This window comes from uncultured Tateyamaria sp., from assembly GCF_947488715.1.
In the GTDB taxonomy this organism is placed as follows: Bacteria; Pseudomonadota; Alphaproteobacteria; order Rhodobacterales; family Rhodobacteraceae; genus Tateyamaria.
In genome coordinates this window covers 24,751-41,623 of the sequence record NZ_CANLAG010000009.1, presented here as the reverse complement: position 1 = coordinate 41,623, position 16,873 = coordinate 24,751, and the positions used below count along the sequence as shown (strand labels likewise).

The 16,873-nt window shown below is 61.5% G+C and carries 16 protein-coding genes; 8 read left to right on the top strand and 8 right to left on the bottom strand.

All coding sequences use genetic code 11. From position 1 onward, the window contains the following. The first annotated feature begins 96 nt into the window (after positions 1 to 96). On the top strand, positions 97 to 786 hold the full coding sequence (locus Q0936_RS17510; RefSeq protein ID WP_299296323.1) for a M48 family metalloprotease: 690 nt from the start codon (positions 97 to 99) through the stop codon (positions 784 to 786). On the opposite strand, the gene Q0936_RS17505 is transcribed toward Q0936_RS17510, so the two are convergent. The 5 genes from Q0936_RS17505 to Q0936_RS17485 all read right to left on the bottom strand — a co-directional run bounded on the left by Q0936_RS17505 (position 783) and on the right by Q0936_RS17485 (position 6,423). Continuing rightward, positions 783 to 1,331 (bottom strand): RSP_2648 family PIN domain-containing protein, encoded by a 549-nt coding sequence (locus Q0936_RS17505; RefSeq protein ID WP_299296321.1) that lies wholly within the window; start codon positions 1,329 to 1,331, stop codon positions 783 to 785. The two genes, Q0936_RS17510 and Q0936_RS17505, sit on opposite strands and share 4 nt — an antisense overlap. Continuing rightward, a complete protein-coding gene (locus tag Q0936_RS17500) occupies positions 1,328 to 2,536 on the bottom strand; it encodes an RSP_2647 family RNA methyltransferase (RefSeq protein WP_299296319.1) in 1,209 nt (402 codons plus the stop codon). The genes Q0936_RS17505 and Q0936_RS17500 overlap by 4 nt, the downstream gene beginning before the upstream one ends. Before the next feature lie 39 nt (positions 2,537 to 2,575). Further along, entirely contained in the window at positions 2,576 to 3,232 is a 657-nt protein-coding gene (locus Q0936_RS17495; RefSeq protein WP_299296317.1) for a DUF6778 family protein, read from the bottom strand. 151 nt (positions 3,233 to 3,383) lie between these two features. Then, a complete protein-coding gene (locus Q0936_RS17490) occupies positions 3,384 to 3,662 on the bottom strand; it encodes a hypothetical protein (protein WP_299296316.1) in 279 nt (92 codons plus the stop codon). Positions 3,663 to 3,681: 19 nt separating this feature from the next. After that, entirely contained in the window at positions 3,682 to 6,423 is a 2,742-nt protein-coding gene (locus tag Q0936_RS17485) for a glutamine-synthetase adenylyltransferase (RefSeq protein ID WP_299296313.1), read from the bottom strand. A 77-nt stretch (positions 6,424 to 6,500) separates the two neighbouring features. Between Q0936_RS17485 and Q0936_RS17480 the strand changes: the two genes are divergently transcribed. The 4 genes from Q0936_RS17480 (at position 6,501) to Q0936_RS17465 (ending at position 8,900) form a co-directional block, all read left to right on the top strand. Further along, the gene (locus tag Q0936_RS17480) at positions 6,501 to 6,968 is read left to right on the top strand and encodes a YbaK/EbsC family protein (RefSeq protein WP_299296311.1); all 468 of its coding nucleotides are present in this window, start codon (positions 6,501 to 6,503) and stop codon (positions 6,966 to 6,968) included. Between the two features lie 140 nt (positions 6,969 to 7,108). Continuing rightward, positions 7,109 to 7,513 (top strand): DUF2852 domain-containing protein, encoded by a 405-nt coding sequence (locus Q0936_RS17475; RefSeq protein WP_299296309.1) that lies wholly within the window; start codon positions 7,109 to 7,111, stop codon positions 7,511 to 7,513. Between the two features lie 22 nt (positions 7,514 to 7,535). Next, positions 7,536 to 8,009: an RDD family protein gene (locus Q0936_RS17470; RefSeq protein WP_299296307.1), complete on the top strand. Its 474-nt coding sequence runs from the start codon at positions 7,536 to 7,538 to the stop codon at positions 8,007 to 8,009. 69 nt (positions 8,010 to 8,078) lie between these two features. Continuing rightward, on the top strand, positions 8,079 to 8,900 hold the full coding sequence (locus Q0936_RS17465) for an arginyltransferase (protein ID WP_299296305.1): 822 nt from the start codon (positions 8,079 to 8,081) through the stop codon (positions 8,898 to 8,900). Between the two features lie 87 nt (positions 8,901 to 8,987). Here the strand turns inward: Q0936_RS17465 and Q0936_RS17460 are convergent, their stop codons facing one another. The 3 genes from Q0936_RS17460 to Q0936_RS17450 all read right to left on the bottom strand — a co-directional run bounded on the left by Q0936_RS17460 (position 8,988) and on the right by Q0936_RS17450 (position 13,577). Beyond that, entirely contained in the window at positions 8,988 to 11,342 is a 2,355-nt protein-coding gene (locus tag Q0936_RS17460; RefSeq protein WP_299296303.1) for a TRAP transporter large permease subunit, read from the bottom strand. A 75-nt stretch (positions 11,343 to 11,417) separates the two neighbouring features. Continuing rightward, entirely contained in the window at positions 11,418 to 12,374 is a 957-nt protein-coding gene (locus tag Q0936_RS17455; RefSeq protein WP_299145653.1) for a C4-dicarboxylate ABC transporter permease, read from the bottom strand. 117 nt (positions 12,375 to 12,491) lie between these two features. Beyond that, the gene (locus tag Q0936_RS17450) at positions 12,492 to 13,577 is read right to left on the bottom strand and encodes a TRAP transporter substrate-binding protein (RefSeq protein ID WP_299145651.1); all 1,086 of its coding nucleotides are present in this window, start codon (positions 13,575 to 13,577) and stop codon (positions 12,492 to 12,494) included. A gap of 272 nt (positions 13,578 to 13,849) precedes the next feature. Between Q0936_RS17450 and Q0936_RS17445 the strand changes: the two genes are divergently transcribed. The 3 genes from Q0936_RS17445 to Q0936_RS17435 all read left to right on the top strand — a co-directional run bounded on the left by Q0936_RS17445 (position 13,850) and on the right by Q0936_RS17435 (position 16,731). After that, on the top strand, positions 13,850 to 15,259 hold the full coding sequence (locus Q0936_RS17445) for a cache domain-containing protein (protein WP_299296342.1): 1,410 nt from the start codon (positions 13,850 to 13,852) through the stop codon (positions 15,257 to 15,259). Next, on the top strand, positions 15,256 to 15,915 hold the full coding sequence (locus Q0936_RS17440; RefSeq protein ID WP_299145649.1) for a response regulator transcription factor: 660 nt from the start codon (positions 15,256 to 15,258) through the stop codon (positions 15,913 to 15,915). The genes Q0936_RS17445 and Q0936_RS17440 overlap by 4 nt, the downstream gene beginning before the upstream one ends. Positions 15,916 to 16,023: 108 nt before the next feature. Then, positions 16,024 to 16,731 carry a methyl-accepting chemotaxis protein gene (locus tag Q0936_RS17435; protein ID WP_299296300.1) on the top strand — a complete coding sequence of 236 codons (708 nt, stop codon included), beginning with the start codon at positions 16,024 to 16,026 and terminating at the stop codon, positions 16,729 to 16,731. Positions 16,732 to 16,873 lie beyond the last annotated feature (142 nt).

Below are 16,873 nucleotides of genomic sequence, written 5' to 3'. Positions count from 1 at the left end.
TATTGTTTCCGATCCGGACACAATGACACCCCAAACGCGTGCGGTAACTGCCCGACAGACATGGAAAACCGGCACCACCTGCCCCATATGAGCGTGATGATCAAAGTGATGCCGATCCTTCTCGCGCTGGCCTATGGGGTTGCGATGTATCGTTTTTCCGCTTGGCGCACCGCGCGCGAGCTGGACGAGAAATCCACCGAGCTGGCCGATCCGATGTTGCGCGAGATGTGCAATCAACTGGCGCGCGCGCTGGATTTGGACCGCATCAAGGTATTCATTTACGAGATTGAGCCGGTAAACGGTCTGGCCGCGCCGGACGGGCGCATTTTCATCACGCGGGGTTTTTACAACAAATTCCGACGCGGCAGCGTGTCCGCCGCAGAGATGGCCAGTGTGATCGCGCATGAGTTGGGTCACGTGGCGCTGGGACACAGCCGCCGCCGGATGATCGACTTTTCCGGGCAAAATGCGCTGCGCACGGCGCTGGCCATGGTCCTGTCGCGGTTTTTGCCCGGCGTGGGCGTTTGGGTGGCCAATGGCTTGACCACATTGCTGGCGGCGCGATTGTCGCGGGGGGATGAATACGAGGCGGATGCCTATGCGGCGGCCCTGTTGACCAAGGCGGGCATCGGGATTGATCCCCAAATCACCCTGTTCGAAAAACTGGAGAGCCTGACGAAATCCAATGCAGGTGCCGCACCTGCGTGGTTGTTGAGCCACCCCAAAACGGCAGAGCGGATCAAGGCGCTCGAAGGTCTGCGCGCCAAGTGGCAGCTTGAGGGCTAGCTCAACCGCTCAACGGCTTTGCCAAAGCGGGGTAGACGGGCCTTTTTCATCAATGCGCGCATGGTCCAGTCATCGCCGGACAGGCGACGCGCCTCGGCCAGGACGGCCTGGGCCACAGGGATGATGCGATCGGGCTGCGCCTCGGCACAGCCTTGCAGGTAGCCATCGGGATCGACGCGCAACAGACCCTCTTCGGTCAGGATGTTGCGGGGGAAGTCCTTGGCGTTCATGGTCATGATCATATCGGAGGAGCCGTGGATGGCGGCGGCCAGGACGTGGATGTCGCCCGGATCGGGGAGCCAGAGGCGCTCTTCGAGTGCGGGGGGATGGCTGATGGAAGCGCGCGGCCACGTGGCGTTCAGCATTGCGGCCGTGCCCCGTGCCTGCACCTCGCCCTCGACGCCGTGACGGGCCGCGGCGCGCGCCCATTCCTCTACGATGCGGGGCGACCATTGCGGCTCAAAGAAGCCTGCGCGGGCTGCGCCAACGACCACTTCGCGCATCACTGTTGGATACAGGACATTGGCGTCGATCAGGATCTTCATAGGCGGAAGAACAGCGCCTTGAGGTAACCGCTTTCGGCCAGTTGTGGCAGGAGCGGATGATCCGGGCCCGCAAAGCCGGTGTGGATCAGCGCAGGTGCGCGTCCCGCCCGCCCAATGCCGCGCACACATGCGGTGCGGAACCGTGTCAGGTCGGCGGCGTGAGAGCAACTGCACAACACTAGAATGCCACCGGGGGCCACCAGCGGCGTGGCCAGACGCGCGATGCGTTCATAGGCGCGCAAGCCCGCCTCGAGTGCGGGTTTGGCGGGTGCAAAGGCCGGTGGGTCGCAGATGACCATATCAAAAGTAGCGCCTTCGTCGCCCAAGGCGGTGAGCACGTCAAAGGCGTCGCCTTGCCGGGTGTCAAAGCGGTCCTGCGCACCCATGGCAGCAGCGCCCTGCCCGGCCAGATCCAGCGCCGGAGCCGATCCATCCACACAGAGCGCAGAGGCCGCACCGCCCGCAAGTGCGGCAAGACCAAAGCCACCCACATGGCTGAACACGTCCAGCACGCGCGCGTCTCGCGCCATGTTGGCGGCAAAGGCGTGGTTGGGCCGTTGGTCAAAGAACAGCCCGGTTTTCTGGCCGCCTGTCACATCCGCAAGGTACGTGGCACCGTTCATAGGCACGTGCAGCGGCGCGTCGGGTGCCGTGCCGTGCAGCACGGCGGACACATCATCCAGCCCTTCGAGGTCGCGGGCGCGGCCACTGGCGTTCTTGATCAGCGTGTTGCAACCGACCACGTCGACGAGCGCATCGCGCAGCATGTCGATCCGGGTGTCGGCCCATGCGGCATTGGGTTGGGTCACACAGGTGTCGCCAAACCGGTCAATGACCACGCCCGGCAGGCCATCCGCTTCGGCATGGATTAACCGGTAGAATGGTGCGTCAAACAGCCGTTCGCGCAAGGCCAGCGCGCGGGTCAGACGGGTGGCAAACCATGCCGTGTCAACGGTGGCCTGCACATCGCGGTCAATGACACGAGCAATGATCTTGGACAGGGGGTTCACGGCCACCAGCGCGATGGGCGCGCGGTTTTCGTCCTGCAACTCGGCGATGGTGCCGGGGGCCAGCGCCTTGGTGCGGCGGTCAGTGACCACTTCGTTGGCGTAGGCCCAGGGAAACCCGTGGCGGATGCGGCGGGCATCGGTTTTGGGACGCAGGCGGATTACGGGGCGGTCGGATGCAAGAGAGGGCGCTGTCATAGCGCCCTCCTCTAGTTCGTTCGAGTGATCAGTGAAAGATCAGATTTGGTTCATCGCCTGGATCAGACCCAGACGCGGGTTCTGGAACCCCTCCTCGGTGGTCAGCTCCTGCCGGATCACTTCGGCGAGGTGGTTGCTGATGCGGACCTTTTGGGTCAGGCCACGGGCCTCAGCGGCGAGTGCTTGTTGACCGCCAAAGGCGTCGAGATCGGCGCGGATAAAGCGCGGGTCACTCAGGGCGGCACCGGTTTCAGCATCGCGCAGCGTCAGCGTGAAGGTGATGTTGTGCACGCCGCCAGTGGTATAGCGCGCCTTTTCGGTGAGTGCGTGAAAGCGGCTGACTTCGACGTCGAGGGCGACGGGCAGCTTGCCGTCCAGCGCCTCGGTGCCACGTGTCAGGGCGTCGTGAAAGATCTGTGCAACCTGGGCGTGGCGGTCACCAATGGGGTCCTCGCGCCAGACAATGTCACCTGCGGGCAGGTAGCGGTTGGCTTCGGACACCTTGAGGCTGCGCGGCACCCGCACAGTGATGTTTTCAACACTGACATCCGTCAGCAGCGACAGGTAGGCAGCGCCAGGACCTGCGTTGAGAGGTGCGCTGTCAAACGGAGCATTCCGCGAGGCGACATTCGTGTTTGCACAGGCCGAAACAAGGCCACCCATAACAAGAAGCATAACCAGTTTGATGCGTTTCATTTTCTTCTCCGATCCACGCAATTGTTTGCGCGCTTTCTTTTTGTTCAGCGTGAACATGATCGGAAACTGAGGCGCAATTGAGACAAAATGTGTTCAATTGCGCGATTGTTTTGCGGCATGCACCAATTGGACCGCGTTGCGCATCAATGGATCAATGCGCGCGGGATCGTCCCCGCCAGCCGCCCCGACGGCGCGGTGTAGCCATACCATCGCGGCCTTCGCGCAGCACTTGTGTCATGGGATGGTCGTTGTGATCGGGGCCATAGCGGTCCAACAGATGCGCAATCGCCGCCGCGTGGCTGGTGGCATCCGGCAGGCTGAGGGCCCAGTCGAGAAAGATCGTCCTACATTCCGGCTGCGTGATACCTTCGATGCGGTAAGCCTCGAAGATGAGGCCTTTGGGGTCCTGGGGTTCACCCTTGGTTGCCATGACGTGTTCGTCCTCTTTCTCAGCGGTCCAGCGCCGCCGCGATCAGCGCAGCACTGGTAGTATGTGCGCGGTGCAATGCGGCTTCGGCGTCCTCGGCCGACAATTGTTCCAGCGCGCGCAGGAACACGGCCATGCCCCCTTCACCCACGCGGCCATCGTCGGCGGGTGCAGAGCCGATGAGCCGCGTGACCATCTGCACGCGCCACAGCATCTCATAGATGTCGGCCAAAGACTGCGCGCCTGCGTCATCCAAAAGGCCAGCCGCGACGCAGGCCAGCAATCCGTCGCGCACCTGGCTGCCATCATGGCCTGTCATCACGATGCCCGCCTGCGCCAGCAGTTCGATGTCCTGCAGCCGGCCCGCGCCAATCTTGGCATCCCAGAGGCCGTCCGGTGCCTTGGCCGACGCAATGCGGTCGCGCATGTCGCGCAACTGGGTCACCACGTCAGCGCCTTCGCGCGGCGTGGACAGGATACGCGCACGCAGGCCGTGGATGTCGCGCACAAGGCTGTCCGGCCCCGCCACACAAGAGGCACGCACAAGCGCCAGATGTTCCCACAACCAGGCCTCGTTCTCCTGATAGGTCTGGTACGCGGCCCAACTCGTCGCCACCGGCCCCTGATTGCCCGAGGGGCGCAGGCGCATGTCCGCCTCATAGAGCCGCCCCTGTGCGGTTTGGGTGGTGACAGCCGTGATCAGCGCTTGCGTCAGCTTGGCATAGTAAGCGCGGGTATTGAGGGGGCGCGGGCCGTCGGACTGGTCGTGACCTTCGGCGTCGTAGATGACAATCAGGTCCAGGTCCGACTGTGCGGTCAACTGCCCTGCCCCAAGGCTGCCCATGCCGATGATCGCCGCGCCGCGTCCGGGCGGCGGGCCGTGGCGGCGGGCAAAATGGGTCTGGACCTCGGGCCAAAGGGCGCGCAGGGCCGCACGTGCGAGATCGGAATACTGTGCGCCCGCCTCGCGCGCGGTTGTCAACTGGCGCAAATGGTGCACGCCTATGCGAAAGTGCCATTCCTTGGCCCAGGCGCGGATGGTGTCCAGCTTGGCCTCGTAATCCGCAGCAGCGGCGAGTTTCGCAGCCGCATCAACGGTCAGGGCATCCTGGCCGGGCCAGGGTTCGAAAAAGCTGCCGCCAATCACCGCGTCCAGCACACCTGCGTTGCGCGACAGGTAGCGTGCCAGCGCGGGCGACGTCGCGGTGATGTCGACAAGCAGGTCGACAAGTTGGGGATTGGCCTCGAAGAGAGCAAAGAGCTGGACACCCGCAGGCAGGCCCGCGAGGAATCCGTCAAAGGCGGCAAGCGCCTCGTCCGGCTTGGCGCTGTCGGCCAGACGGGCCAGCAACACCGGCTCAATCCGGTCAAAAAGGGCCGCGCCGCGCGTGCTGCGCAAGGCGGGATAGCTGCGCCAACGTGCCTGCATGGCAGGGTCGAGCGTCAGTGCGGGCGCGGGATCGGGGCGAGCTGGCGCAAAGAACCCTTCGGTCTCGCCGTGGACTTCGGACAGCCTGTGGGTCAATTCCGCCTCGAGCGCGCTGCGGTCCATGTCCATCATCGCGGCCAGGCGTTCAAACCCCTCGTCGTTGGAGGGCAAGGTGTGGGTTTGCGCATCGCGGACCATCTGGACGCGGTGTTCGACTGTTCGGGCAAAGCGGTAGTGGTCGGCAAGCGTGTCCGCGATCTGTTCCGGCACCCACCCCTTGACCGCAAGCTGGCGCAGGCCCGGCACGGTTTCACGCATGCGCAGCGACGCATCACGTCCGCCAGCGATCAACTGGCGGGTTTGGGTAAAGAACTCGATTTCGCGGATTCCCCCGCGCCCAAGTTTCATGTTGTGGCCCGGCAGCGTGATTGGCCCGCCTGTGCCCTTGTGCGCACGAATGGCCAACCGCATGTCGTGGGCGTCCTGAACGGCGGCGAAATCAAGGTGGCGGCGCCAGACAAACGGGCTGAGATCCTCCAGAAACGCAGCACCTGCCGCGATATTGCCAGCGCAGGGCCGCGCCTTGATAAAGGCGGCGCGTTCCCATGTGCGGCCCAGGCTTTCATAGTACCGCTCTGCCGCGCCGGTCGACAGAACAACGGGTGTGACCGCCGGGTCGGGGCGCAGGCGCAGGTCTGTGCGGAATACGTAGCCATCAGGCGTCAGGTCGCTGAGTGCCGCACACATGTCCTGCACCGCCTTGACGCAGGCCTTGCGCACCATCGCATAGTCCGCCGCATCGTGCCGGGTTTCGTCAAAGAGACAGATCAGGTCGACATCAGAGGAATAGTTCAGCTCGAACGCGCCCATTTTGCCCATGGCCAGCACAAACAGACCCGGATCATCGTCCGGCAGTTTGCCGCGTTTGACCTGCAGTGCGAGGGCCGCTGACAAGGCGGCGTCACAGGCCATGTCGGCCAAGCGGGTCAACGCGCCCGTCACCTCTTCGAGAGACCACGCACCCCCGAGATCCGCCAATGCTGCCAGCAGAGCGATGCGGCGTTTGGACCTGCGCAGCTCTGTCTTGATCGTCTGCATATCGCCCTTTGGGGGCGTCAGCGCATCCGCCAACGCGGATGACACGTCGGTCACAGCCTCAGGCAGCCACGCGGCCTCGCGTTGGATCAGGCCTGCCAGATATGGGCTGCACGCCGCCGTTGCATGAACCAGATCGCGGGTTGGTGCATCCAGATCACCGCATGCGGCGACGGCTTCGTCCCCGCGCGGAGTATCAAAGGGACGGGGCAATCGGGTTATGGCATCAGACAGGCGCATGCCTGCACCATCCGGGGCCAATCCGGGCGCGTCAATGGCCCTTGCGCTTGGCTAGGCCATCAGGTCAACCTGCACACATGAGCAAGAGTTTGAAACGTGTGCGTGCGGCGCTGGAGGCCGCAGGCATGGATGCCAAGATCGAAGAGACACCCTTGGCGCGGTCAGCGGCAGATGCGGCCGCGGCCATAGGGTGCGAGATTGACCAGATTGCGAAATCCATCATCTTTCGCGGGGACACCAGCGGGGCGGCCATTTTGTTCATCACGGCGGGTGGCAATACCGTCGATGCAGCCAAAGCCGCACAGATCGCAGGCGAGCCGTTGGGCAAGGCTGACGCCAGCCTGATCCGCGCGCAAACCGGGTTCGCCATTGGCGGCGTGTCGCCTGTGGGACATATCAATCCAGTCACCGCGTTTTTCGATCCTGCATTGCTGAATTTCGACCGGATTTGGGCCGCTGCGGGCACACCACACCACGTTTTTGGTGCCAAACCGCAAGATATTTTTCGGATTTCAAACGCGGAAGCCGCTGATTTTACGTCATAAAACCGACGAATGTGAAATAGTTTTACATTTATACTTGTTCTGCCCTGCCCTGCGCCCCATCTTGTATAATGTGAAACACATTCACATACGCAATAACGCAGCCAATAGGGCCTTCGCCCACTCTCGTGAAAGGTTTGAAAATGACGTCCATGTCCACCACAGCCCCGGCACATCACACGGCGGGCGGCTGGTTTTCCAAGACCGAACGCTGGCTTGATGAAAAAGGCAAAGGCGCCTGGATCGCGGCCATGGTCCTTGGTTTCATCTTTTTCTGGCCTGTTGGCCTCGCCCTTCTGTTCTACATGATCTGGAGCAAACGCATGTTCTCGAAATCCAGCACAGCCCGCATGACCAACCCGCTTGCCACGATGCGGACCACCGGCAACTCTGCCTTTGACGCCTACAAGGCCGACACCCTGCGCCGCCTCGAAGATGAGCAGCACAACTTCGAAGCCTTCCTTGAGCGCCTGCGCGAAGCCAAGGACAAGTCCGAGTTCGACCAATTCATGGACGAACGGGCCAAAGCGGCCAAAGCCGAAGACTGATCCCTCCCCTCGCGGTCCCGCAATGCGGGGCCGCTTGACCCTTTCGAAACGGAACACGCCCGTGCATCTTGCTGATCCCATCACACAACCGCAATTCTACCGCGATGTCGCTGGCAAGCGTCTTATGGCGTGGGTTGTCGACACCATTCTTGTGGTCTTGATCTGTTTGCTGATTCTGCCGTTCACGGCGTTTGTGGCCATTTTCTTCTTTTTCGGACTGATCGGCGTCGTCGGGTTTGTCTACCGTGTAATCACGCTGGCGACCGGCTCTGCGACCTGGGGTATGCGCCTGATGGCCATCGAGATCCGCGACGCGACGGGTGCGCGCCTTGACCTCGGCCAGGCCTTTTTGCACACGCTGGGCTATACGATCAGCTGGGCGGTGCCGCCGTTGCAGTTGGTGTCGATTGTTCTGATGGCCACGTCGAACCGCGGTCAGGGTCTGACTGACATGGTTCTGGGAACAGCCGCCTTGAACCGACGCGCGCACGCCTAGACGCGGCGTTACACTCTTGCCACGCCTGACAGCCTTGGTATCATTGGGTGTAACCCGTACAGGACAGTCATGCGCCACACGCTCCCCCTTGCTCCGCAGTTTTATGTGACTGCGCCACAACCCTGTCCGTATCTGGATGGGCGGATGGAGCGGAAGCTGTTCACCGCGTTGCAGGGCGAAAATGCCGAAAAGCTGAATGACAGTCTGAGCCAGCAAGGCTTTCGCCGGTCGCAAAACGTACTCTACCGGCCATCTTGCGCGGATTGCTCGGCCTGTCTATCCGCGCGCATCGACGTGTCGGCCTTTGCCCCAACCAAGAGCCAGCGCCGCACCGCCAAGCGGAATGCCGATTTGGAACGGCGCGCGACCTCGCCCTGGGCCACCGAAGATCAGTATGACCTGTTCCGCACCTATCTGGACAGCCGCCACGCGGATGGGGGCATGGCCGATATGGACGTCTTCGAATTTGCCGCGATGATCGAGGAAACGCCGATCCGCAGCAGGGTGATCGAATACACACAGAGAGGCGCGGGCAGAGCACTGACCGGAGTGAGCCTGACGGACGTTCTGACCGATGGGCTGAGCATGGTCTACAGTTTCTACACGCCGGACGCGCCGCGTCGGTCGCTGGGCACCTATATGATCCTCGATCACATCCGCATCGCCCAAGAAGCCAACCTGCCCTATGTCTACCTGGGCTATTGGGTGCCGGGCAGTCAGAAGATGGGCTACAAATCCAAGTTCGCGGGGCTTGAGGTCTATCTGGGTGGACGCTGGCAAAAGATGAATGACCCGCAGAATTTCCGGCCCGACCGGCATCCGCTGTCCACCGACCCGATTGCAGAGCAGGTCGCGAACATCTCGTTGCCAGACACGCGGCCCACGGGCTGAACCACTCCGTCATTCACGACATCACTGATGCAAAAAGGGCGACCCGAGGGCCGCCCTTTTGTTTTTGGTCGAGGCCCGTGGCCCTGATCAGTTCGGGATCAGGTCAGGCACCAGTGTCACGATCCCCGGGAAGGTCCACAAGAGTGCCAGACCGGCCACCTGGATCAGGACAAACGGGATGATGCCGCGATAGATGTGGCCGGTGGTCACCTCTTTGGGCGCGACCCCGCGGAGGTAGAACAGGGCGAAGCCAAAGGGAGGCGTCAGGAACGAGGTCTGCAGGTTCACCGCGATCATGATGGTCACCCATTTGGGGTCAAAGGTACCGCCGTAAATGACCGGCCCGACAATCGGGATCACGATGTAGATGATCTCGAGGAAGTCGAGCACGAAGCCCAGGATGAACAGCACCAGCATCACGATCAGGAACACCGTGAACTCGTTGTCGAAGCTCTTGAGGAACTGCTGGATATAGTGCTCACCGCCAAAGGAGATGACCACGAGGTTCAGCAGCTGTGAGCCGATCAGGATGGTAAAGACCATCGACGTGACCTTCGCCGTTTCGCGCACCACCGGGGACAGAACACCGGAGGTATAGAGGATCCAGCACGAGAACAGCAGACCGAAGAGCGCGTAGAGATACGCGGCGTAGGCCACGAAGAACGCGAACCAACTTTGGGCTGTGACACTGTCCTGGTTGATCCGCAGGTCAAAGTTCACACCGACAAGGATACACACGATGATTGCCAGTGTGGACCAGATGATCACCTTGGGGCTGCGGTCGAGGTCCGTCAGCTTGCGGTAGGCGGCGAGCATGATCGCGCCCCCTGCCCCCAGCGCCGCAGCGGGCGTCGGGTTGGTGATGCCGCCCAGGATCGACCCCAGCACGGCCACAATCAGGATCAGCGGTGGGAAGACCACGCGGATCAGTTCGTTTTGCGCGCAGCGTTTCACCGCCTCGACCACACCATAGAGGATCAGCACATAGGGAATGACCATCACAGCCACATAGTACCCTGCCGTGTTCAGCGGGCTGATCAGGATGATGTCGACCAGCAAGGCCAGCACGATGCCGATGCCTCCGATGATCAGCGGGCGTGTTTCCCGGCTGGGTGCGATGCCGCGTGCCGTGGTCAGGATCAGGCCCAGCAGGATCAACAGGATGGCTGTGCCGGTGCCGATGGGGGCTGCGTTGTCGACCTTGGCCTGAACGGCCTCGGCAAACTGGTCATCCGTCAGGCGTTCCGATTGCTGCACGCCACCGGCGGCTGCGATCTCTTCCTGCTGTTGGACAGCGACATCCCATGCCTCTTGACCGTGCAGATCGATCATCGCCGCCTTACAGTCGTCGCCCACATTGGTGCGCAGGCTGGCTGAGGTGCCGATGTCGGAGAAGGCCGAGACCGTGGTGGACTGGCTGCCGACGATGTTGAGGTTGCCCAGCAGGATGGTGCCGACAATGATCAGGACAGGTGCGCCCAGGAACCATGTGAAACCTTCGGAGCGCGTGATGGGCTCGGCGTTGGTCGCACCCATTTCGACGGCCGGGGCCTTGTCGGGGTTCAGCAGCGCGTAACCAAAGGCATAGAGCGCATAGAGCAGTGCCAGCAGGATGCCCGGCAGCAGTGCCGCCTGGAACAACGTACCGACGGAGACAACCGCGGGCTCTCCCAGATAGGTCAGAGCATCAGTACACCCCACCGACTGCGCGCGGGCCTCTTGGGCGGCAGAATAGAGGTCGCCAGCCAAAGTCCCGAGCAGAACGATCACGATAGAGGGCGGAATGATCTGCCCCAATGTGCCGGAAGCCGCAATGACCCCCGTCGCAATCTCGGGCGAGTAGTTGTTGCGCAACATGGTTGGCAGGGCGAGCAGCCCCATGGTCACCACGGTTGCACCCACAATCCCGGTCGAGGCGGCAAGGAACGCGCCCACAACAACGATGGACACGGCCAGACCGCCGGGCAGCGGGCCAAAGACGCGCGCCATAGTGGTCAGCAGATCGTTTGCGATCTTGGAGCGTTCCAGCGTGATGCCCATCAGGACGAACATGAGAACCGCCAGCAGTGTTTCGATGGATTGACCGGCCAGAACACGTTCGTTCATGCGGTTCACAACAAAGGACACGTTCCGGTCCAACGCCACTTCCCAGCCATTGGGGAACACGGGTTCACCGATGCGCGGCAAGTCGGGGTATCGGAAGACGCTGATACTGTCCGCCTTGACCCCCGAATTCACGAGGTCCCTGTAGGCCTGCGTACTTTCGTCGATGGCCTGGTGGATCAGCAGGCCCGCGCTGTCGAGGGCGGCGATGATGCCAAAGGAGATGACCCCGGCCCCGGCGATGGCAAAGGCCACCGGAAAGCCGGAAAGGATGCCGCCAAAGAGGCAAACAAAGACGATGATCAGGCCAATTTCTACGCCATCAAGTCCAAACAACATTGTTCTGCCCTTACTTTACTTTGGCTGCGTTCGTGGTCTGCGCGCAGCGAACCATGGAATTGAGAAAACGCGTCATCAGTGTGTGCCCTCGTAGGCTTCTTCGCCCTCGCCGAGCGTGTCGCGGTCCAGGTATTTTCCCTCGCTTTCGGGGCCCTCCTTCCACTCGAGGTACGAGCGGTAGAAGAACGCGATGGCGTGCAGGAACACGAGGCCTGCAAAGGCGACAAGAAGGATTTTGAACAGGAAGTAGCCGTTAAAGCCGTTGGGGCTGAACCCGATGGTTTCGACGTTCCAGCGCACCGCGCGGGCCGAGCGTTCGGCGCGTTCCAGATCCCAGCTTGCGGCGGGTTTCGGCGTGACCAGGTGACGCCAAAGGAAATACCAGCCGTACATCCAGATCAGCGTGGCCGACGGCACCATGAACAGCAACGACCCGAACATGTCGATCACGCGCTTGGTGCGGAATTTCACGGCGGCATACACAAGGTCGACACGTACGTGGCCGCCCTGCACAAAGGTGTAGGTCACGCACATGCACACGACGAGTGCGTTGAACAGCTTGAGCTCTTCGGCGAACCACGAAATATCAAATTGAAGCGGGATACCGAACCCGAACGAGATGTCCGGCCGGGTAAAGATACGCTGCATGAAAACGATGACAATCTGTTGCAGGACCATCAGCAACCCGGCCCACGCAAAGAAACGCCCGGTTGTGTTGGCGATACCCTCCATCACCCGCACGCAGCCCCACATGAACTCGCGCTTCCACAGGCCAATGCCCGTGACGGTCAAGATCACTGCCAGCACTGCAAAGAAGAACTCGGTCGATCCGCCATAGTAGACGAATTTCATCAGCGACAGCTTGTCTTCGGGTGTGTTGTTCCAGCTGACCCAATCGAGCCATGCCGACGGGTGCGTGATGGCCCAGGCTATGTTGTAAAACGCCAAGGCAAGGCTTTGCAAAAACCAGACGACACCGTCGAACAGAGCCACCAAGGCCCCGCCGGTGTCAGCACCGTTTTCATTTTCCATCGAATTGTCCCCTGTCATCCGGTCGGACTGCAGCGCCGGATCACGTCAGATCGCAGGTATGTATGAACCGGGGGCCTGCACATGAGGCCCCCGGTCTTTGGGTTACGGATGTTGGGCTTAGCCGCCCAGCACACGCACGCGCTGTTGCACGTAGTAACCGTCGGATTTGTTGATCCAGCTTGCCGAGTTGGCGAGGCTTGCTTCGAACGAAGCGCGTGTTTTTGCAAACAGCTCGTCGCCCATGTTCTCGTCCATGACCTCGGCAGAGGCGGCACCGAACGCATCCCAGACGTCGTCCGAGAATTGCAGCGTCTTGACGCCCTGCTGTTGCAGACGGGCCAGAGCGGCACCGTTGTTGGCCAGAGTTTCCGACAGCTGGAAGTAGGTGACGGCGCGGCTGGCGTTCTGCAGGATCGCCTGGTGCTGCGGTGTCAGGTCGTTCCAGACGTCCAGGTTGACGTTGGCGGCCAGAGCCGAACCCGGCTCGTGGAAACCAGCAGTGTAGTAAACCTTGGCAACTTCTTGGAAGCCGGCGCGTTCGTCAGCCATCGGGCCAACCCACTCCAGACCGTCCAGAGCGCCCGAAGACAGGGCTTGGTACAGTTCGCCACCGGGGATGTTCTGAACGGATGCGCCCAGTTTGCCCAGCACCTTGCCGCCCAGACCGGGCATACGGAACTTCAGACCGTTGAAGTCGTCAGCGGATGCGATTTCTTTGCGGAACCAGCCACCGGACTGCGAACCGGAGTTACCCGCCAGCAGGCCTTTGAGGTTGAAGATTTCGCCCAGCTCGTCGTGCAGCTCTTGGCCGCCGCCGTGCTCGTACCAGTTGGTGACTTCCTGCGCTGTGCCGCCGAAAGGCACGGCGGTGTAGTAGGCGTATGCAGGGTGCTGACCGATGAAGTAGTAGTCAGCCGAGTGGTACATGTCCGCCTGGCCCGACGACACGGCGTCGAACACTTCGAACGCGCCAACCAGTTCACCTGGTGCTTTCTTGTCGATGGTCAGCTGACCGTCGGACATAGCCGACACGAAGTTTTCCAGATAGCTGGCCGCGTCATCCAGAACGGCAAAGCCGCGGGGCCAGGACGTGACCATTGTCAGCGTGCGCTTGCCCTGTGCATAGGCCGGTGCGGCCAGAGTGGTTGCAGCAGCGGCGGTGCCACCCATTGCAGACGTCTTCAGAAAAGAACGACGATCCATAGAGATACTCCTCCCAGATATGATGCTGCCCCCCTCCCGAGGGTCAGCGGATCGTTTCGAGTGAGGCCACACTAGCGATGGCCCCCGTGATGGGAATACCTAGTACTGCGTAGAAAGCGGTCAAAAATGCTGATGCGGTCAGAAATTTGCACCAATTTCACAGAACTGAAACACATTCCGAAACCTGTTAGCGCCAGCAATTGACTGTCGCAGTCTATGATTCGCCGCCCATTCGTCGTATCGAATCGGCTGTGCGAACTGTCCTTCCCTTCATGCGCCTCAGCTATGCGCAAAAGCTGTCACTGGTGGCAGCGGTGCCACTGATTCTCGCGGTGGCGGCGATTGCGTCGCTGGTGGCCGTACAGTCCCGTGCGTTGGCCGAGCGCGAGATACAGGCCCTGGAATCGCAGTTGATCGAGGCCAAGAAGCGCGAGTTGCGCAACTACGTCACGCAGGCACGCAACGGGTTCTACTTCATTTACGGCTCTGCCGCGCCCGACGATCAATACGCCAAGGATCAAGTGGCACAGATCCTCTCGGCCATGATCTACGGGGATGAGGGGTTCTTTTTCGTCTATGACTACGATGGCACCAATCTGGTGAACCCGCGTCAGACCGAGATGATCAACCGCAACCATATGGACCTGACTGATGGGCGCGGCACGCGTGTGGTCGCCAACCTGATCGACATCGCGCGACAGGGGGATGGGTACTTTACGCACCTGTGGCCCAAGCCGTCCAATGACCAAGAGGCCGAGATGATCACCTATGTCACGTCCTTTCCGTCCTGGCGGTGGGCGGTTGGCACCGGTGTTTTCATTGACGACGTTCTGACATCTGTGGCGGCGGCCCGTGCAGATGTGGAAACGCGGGTGCAACGGACCTTCTACTATATCTCCGGTATCACGCTGGCGGCGCTGCTGTTGGTGTTCGGCTCTGGCATGGCATTGAATTTCCGCGAGCGCCGCTTGGCCGATGCCAAGCTGAAAAAGCTGACGCAGCGGGTGTTCGACGCCCAAGAAGAAGAGCGCGGGCGCGTGGCGCGCGAGTTGCATGACGGGATCAGCCAGATCCTTGTAGGCGTCCGCTATGCGCTCGACACCACGCGGCGGCGTCTGGACAAGGGCAGCGGTGATGCCGAAACGCCCCTGCACCAAGGCATCGACAATCTGGGCACCGCCATCGCAGAGGTCCGCCGGATCAGCCGCGACCTGCGTCCGGGCGCGCTGGATGACCTCGGGCTGGGCCCTGCCCTGCGCGCTCTGGTCGAGGATTTTGCCAAACGCACCGGCACCGAGATCGAGTTTAACACCGTGGTGTTTCGCAACCGGCTGGATCAAAACGCCAAGATCGCCCTCTACCGCATTGCGCAGGAGGCGTTGACCAACATCGAACGTCACGCCGCTGCAACGTGTGTGTCGGTGGATCTACGGGGGCACAAGCGCGGGGCGACCCTGCGCATCTCTGACAACGGTGTGGGTCTCGAAGGCACGCGCCACCGCCGCGCCGCCGGGATCGGGCTGCGCAATATGCAAGAGCGCGTCGAACAGTTGGACGGCACCCTGCGCATCCTGCCCGGCAGCGGTTCGTATCCCGGCACGGTCATCGAGGCGACTGTGCCGCTGACCCACCTGCTCCCCCCCGAAGAAACGCCGCCCAGCAAAGAACAGGCCCGCGCATGACTGACACCCCCCAAACCTCCGCCACCCGTGTGCTGATTGTGGATGATCATCCCATGGTGGCACAGGGCATCCAGGCCGTTCTCGAAGATCACGAGGGCATCGACGTCGTTGGCACACTTAGCAATGGGCGCGCGGCGATTGATGCGTTGCAGCGTCTGGACCCGGACGTGATCTTGATGGACTTGAACATGCCCGAGATGGGCGGCCTGACTGCGACCGAGATCGTGCTGGAGCAGCGCCCCGGCACTCGCATCCTCATCCTTTCGATGCATGACAGCCCCGAATACATCTCGTCCGCGCTGAGCCACGGTGCCATGGGATATGTGTTGAAAGACGTACCAACGGACGAAATTGCACTGGCAATTGAAACGGTGATGCGCGGCGAGCGTTACCTATGCACCGGCGCCGAAGGGGCCATCGCGCCCAAGTCGAACGAGGCCACGGGTGCCTTGACCGGGCGCGAACAGACAATCCTGTTGCAACTGGCGCAGGGACTGTCGAACAAGGAAGTTGCCAATGCCCTTGATATCTCTGTCAGAACGGTCGAAACGCACCGCAAGAACATCAAGCGCAAACTGGGTATTTCGTCGACCGCCGGTTTGACCCGATACGCGCTGGAACATGGTGTTTTGCAAGGCACGGGGAACCCGCTCTAGGCGCGTCGACTAACCGAATCTTCACCAAAACGTGAGCAGTGTTTTGACATGATAAATGTCGCACGCCCCCCTGCTACAGCCTCTGCTGGTGTCACCAATACGGATGAGATGCAGTTTTTCGCCCACAGGCGCAGTGCGATTGATCTGGTCGCCACAACACGCGCACGTGCGATCCGGTCCGCCCTGTTCGGGGCTTACCTGTTTCGCACCAATCCCCTGTCCGACGAGGGCGAGGAAGCGCGCGCCGAATGGCGCAAGGTCCTGCGGCTGCAATATGATGCGCTGGTGCGCGCAGCAGAACTGGTGCAGGGCCGCGACCCCGAAGGTGTCATTTCACGCGAAGTCTGCAACTGGATCGGATCACACGGCGCGGCACATCCGCAGCACGTCGCCGCCTTTGTCAAAATGGCGGACCTGACAAGCGCCATTGTCGACGCTGCCAACACGGATGACGCTGTGGTGCTGGAGGCCGCATTGCGCGACCACTTTTTCTTTGGGCGCGGCGGGTTTTTTGAGACGGTGACAGAGTTCTGCGATGGGCTGTGGGCGGATCTGGATGCGGGCCGCCACGCCGAGGTCGCCGAAGCCATGGCCAAAGGCGACGCAATCGCCAAAACGCTGACCCGCTTGGAACATATCGGCAAACACGTGCGTCTGGTGTCCCTGAACGCCTCGGTCGAGGCCGCGCGCGTGGGCGATGCCGGACGTGGCCTGGGCGTCATAGCCGTTGAATTCAAAACACTGGCCGAAGAAATCCAAAGACTGGCCACCACCGCGCGGTGTGACATCGCCGGTATGACCGGGAAACAATCCTGATCACGTCGCAGGGCTTAAAAACCACACTCTGATTTCGCGAAATTGCCACCAGTGCAGATTTGACGAAACAATATGTCGTTTTTTTTCGACCCTGCGACACTTTTTTCGCCGAATTACATGTTGACGCCGTTTTTAGCCACGC

What these genes read in the sequence shown, in the direction of transcription:
- Q0936_RS17510 (WP_299296323.1), top strand. Translation starts at nt 97, where the DNA reads ATGATCAAAGTGATGCCGATCCTTCTCGCGCTGGCCTATGGGGTTGCG.
- Q0936_RS17505 (WP_299296321.1), bottom strand. Translation starts at nt 1,331, where the DNA reads ATGAAGATCCTGATCGACGCCAATGTCCTGTATCCAACAGTGATGCGC.
- Q0936_RS17500 (WP_299296319.1), bottom strand. Translation starts at nt 2,536, where the DNA reads ATGACAGCGCCCTCTCTTGCATCCGACCGCCCCGTAATCCGCCTGCGT.
- Q0936_RS17495 (WP_299296317.1), bottom strand. Translation starts at nt 3,232, where the DNA reads ATGAAACGCATCAAACTGGTTATGCTTCTTGTTATGGGTGGCCTTGTT.
- Q0936_RS17490 (WP_299296316.1), bottom strand. Translation starts at nt 3,662, where the DNA reads ATGGCAACCAAGGGTGAACCCCAGGACCCCAAAGGCCTCATCTTCGAG.
- Q0936_RS17485 (WP_299296313.1), bottom strand. Translation starts at nt 6,423, where the DNA reads ATGCGCCTGTCTGATGCCATAACCCGATTGCCCCGTCCCTTTGATACT.
- Q0936_RS17480 (WP_299296311.1), top strand. Translation starts at nt 6,501, where the DNA reads ATGAGCAAGAGTTTGAAACGTGTGCGTGCGGCGCTGGAGGCCGCAGGC.
- Q0936_RS17475 (WP_299296309.1), top strand. Translation starts at nt 7,109, where the DNA reads ATGACGTCCATGTCCACCACAGCCCCGGCACATCACACGGCGGGCGGC.
- Q0936_RS17470 (WP_299296307.1), top strand. Translation starts at nt 7,536, where the DNA reads ATGCGGGGCCGCTTGACCCTTTCGAAACGGAACACGCCCGTGCATCTT.
- Q0936_RS17465 (WP_299296305.1), top strand. Translation starts at nt 8,079, where the DNA reads ATGCGCCACACGCTCCCCCTTGCTCCGCAGTTTTATGTGACTGCGCCA.
- Q0936_RS17460 (WP_299296303.1), bottom strand. Translation starts at nt 11,342, where the DNA reads ATGTTGTTTGGACTTGATGGCGTAGAAATTGGCCTGATCATCGTCTTT.
- Q0936_RS17455 (WP_299145653.1), bottom strand. Translation starts at nt 12,374, where the DNA reads ATGGAAAATGAAAACGGTGCTGACACCGGCGGGGCCTTGGTGGCTCTG.
- Q0936_RS17450 (WP_299145651.1), bottom strand. Translation starts at nt 13,577, where the DNA reads ATGGATCGTCGTTCTTTTCTGAAGACGTCTGCAATGGGTGGCACCGCC.
- Q0936_RS17445 (WP_299296342.1), top strand. Translation starts at nt 13,850, where the DNA reads ATGCGCCTCAGCTATGCGCAAAAGCTGTCACTGGTGGCAGCGGTGCCA.
- Q0936_RS17440 (WP_299145649.1), top strand. Translation starts at nt 15,256, where the DNA reads ATGACTGACACCCCCCAAACCTCCGCCACCCGTGTGCTGATTGTGGAT.
- Q0936_RS17435 (WP_299296300.1), top strand. Translation starts at nt 16,024, where the DNA reads ATGCAGTTTTTCGCCCACAGGCGCAGTGCGATTGATCTGGTCGCCACA.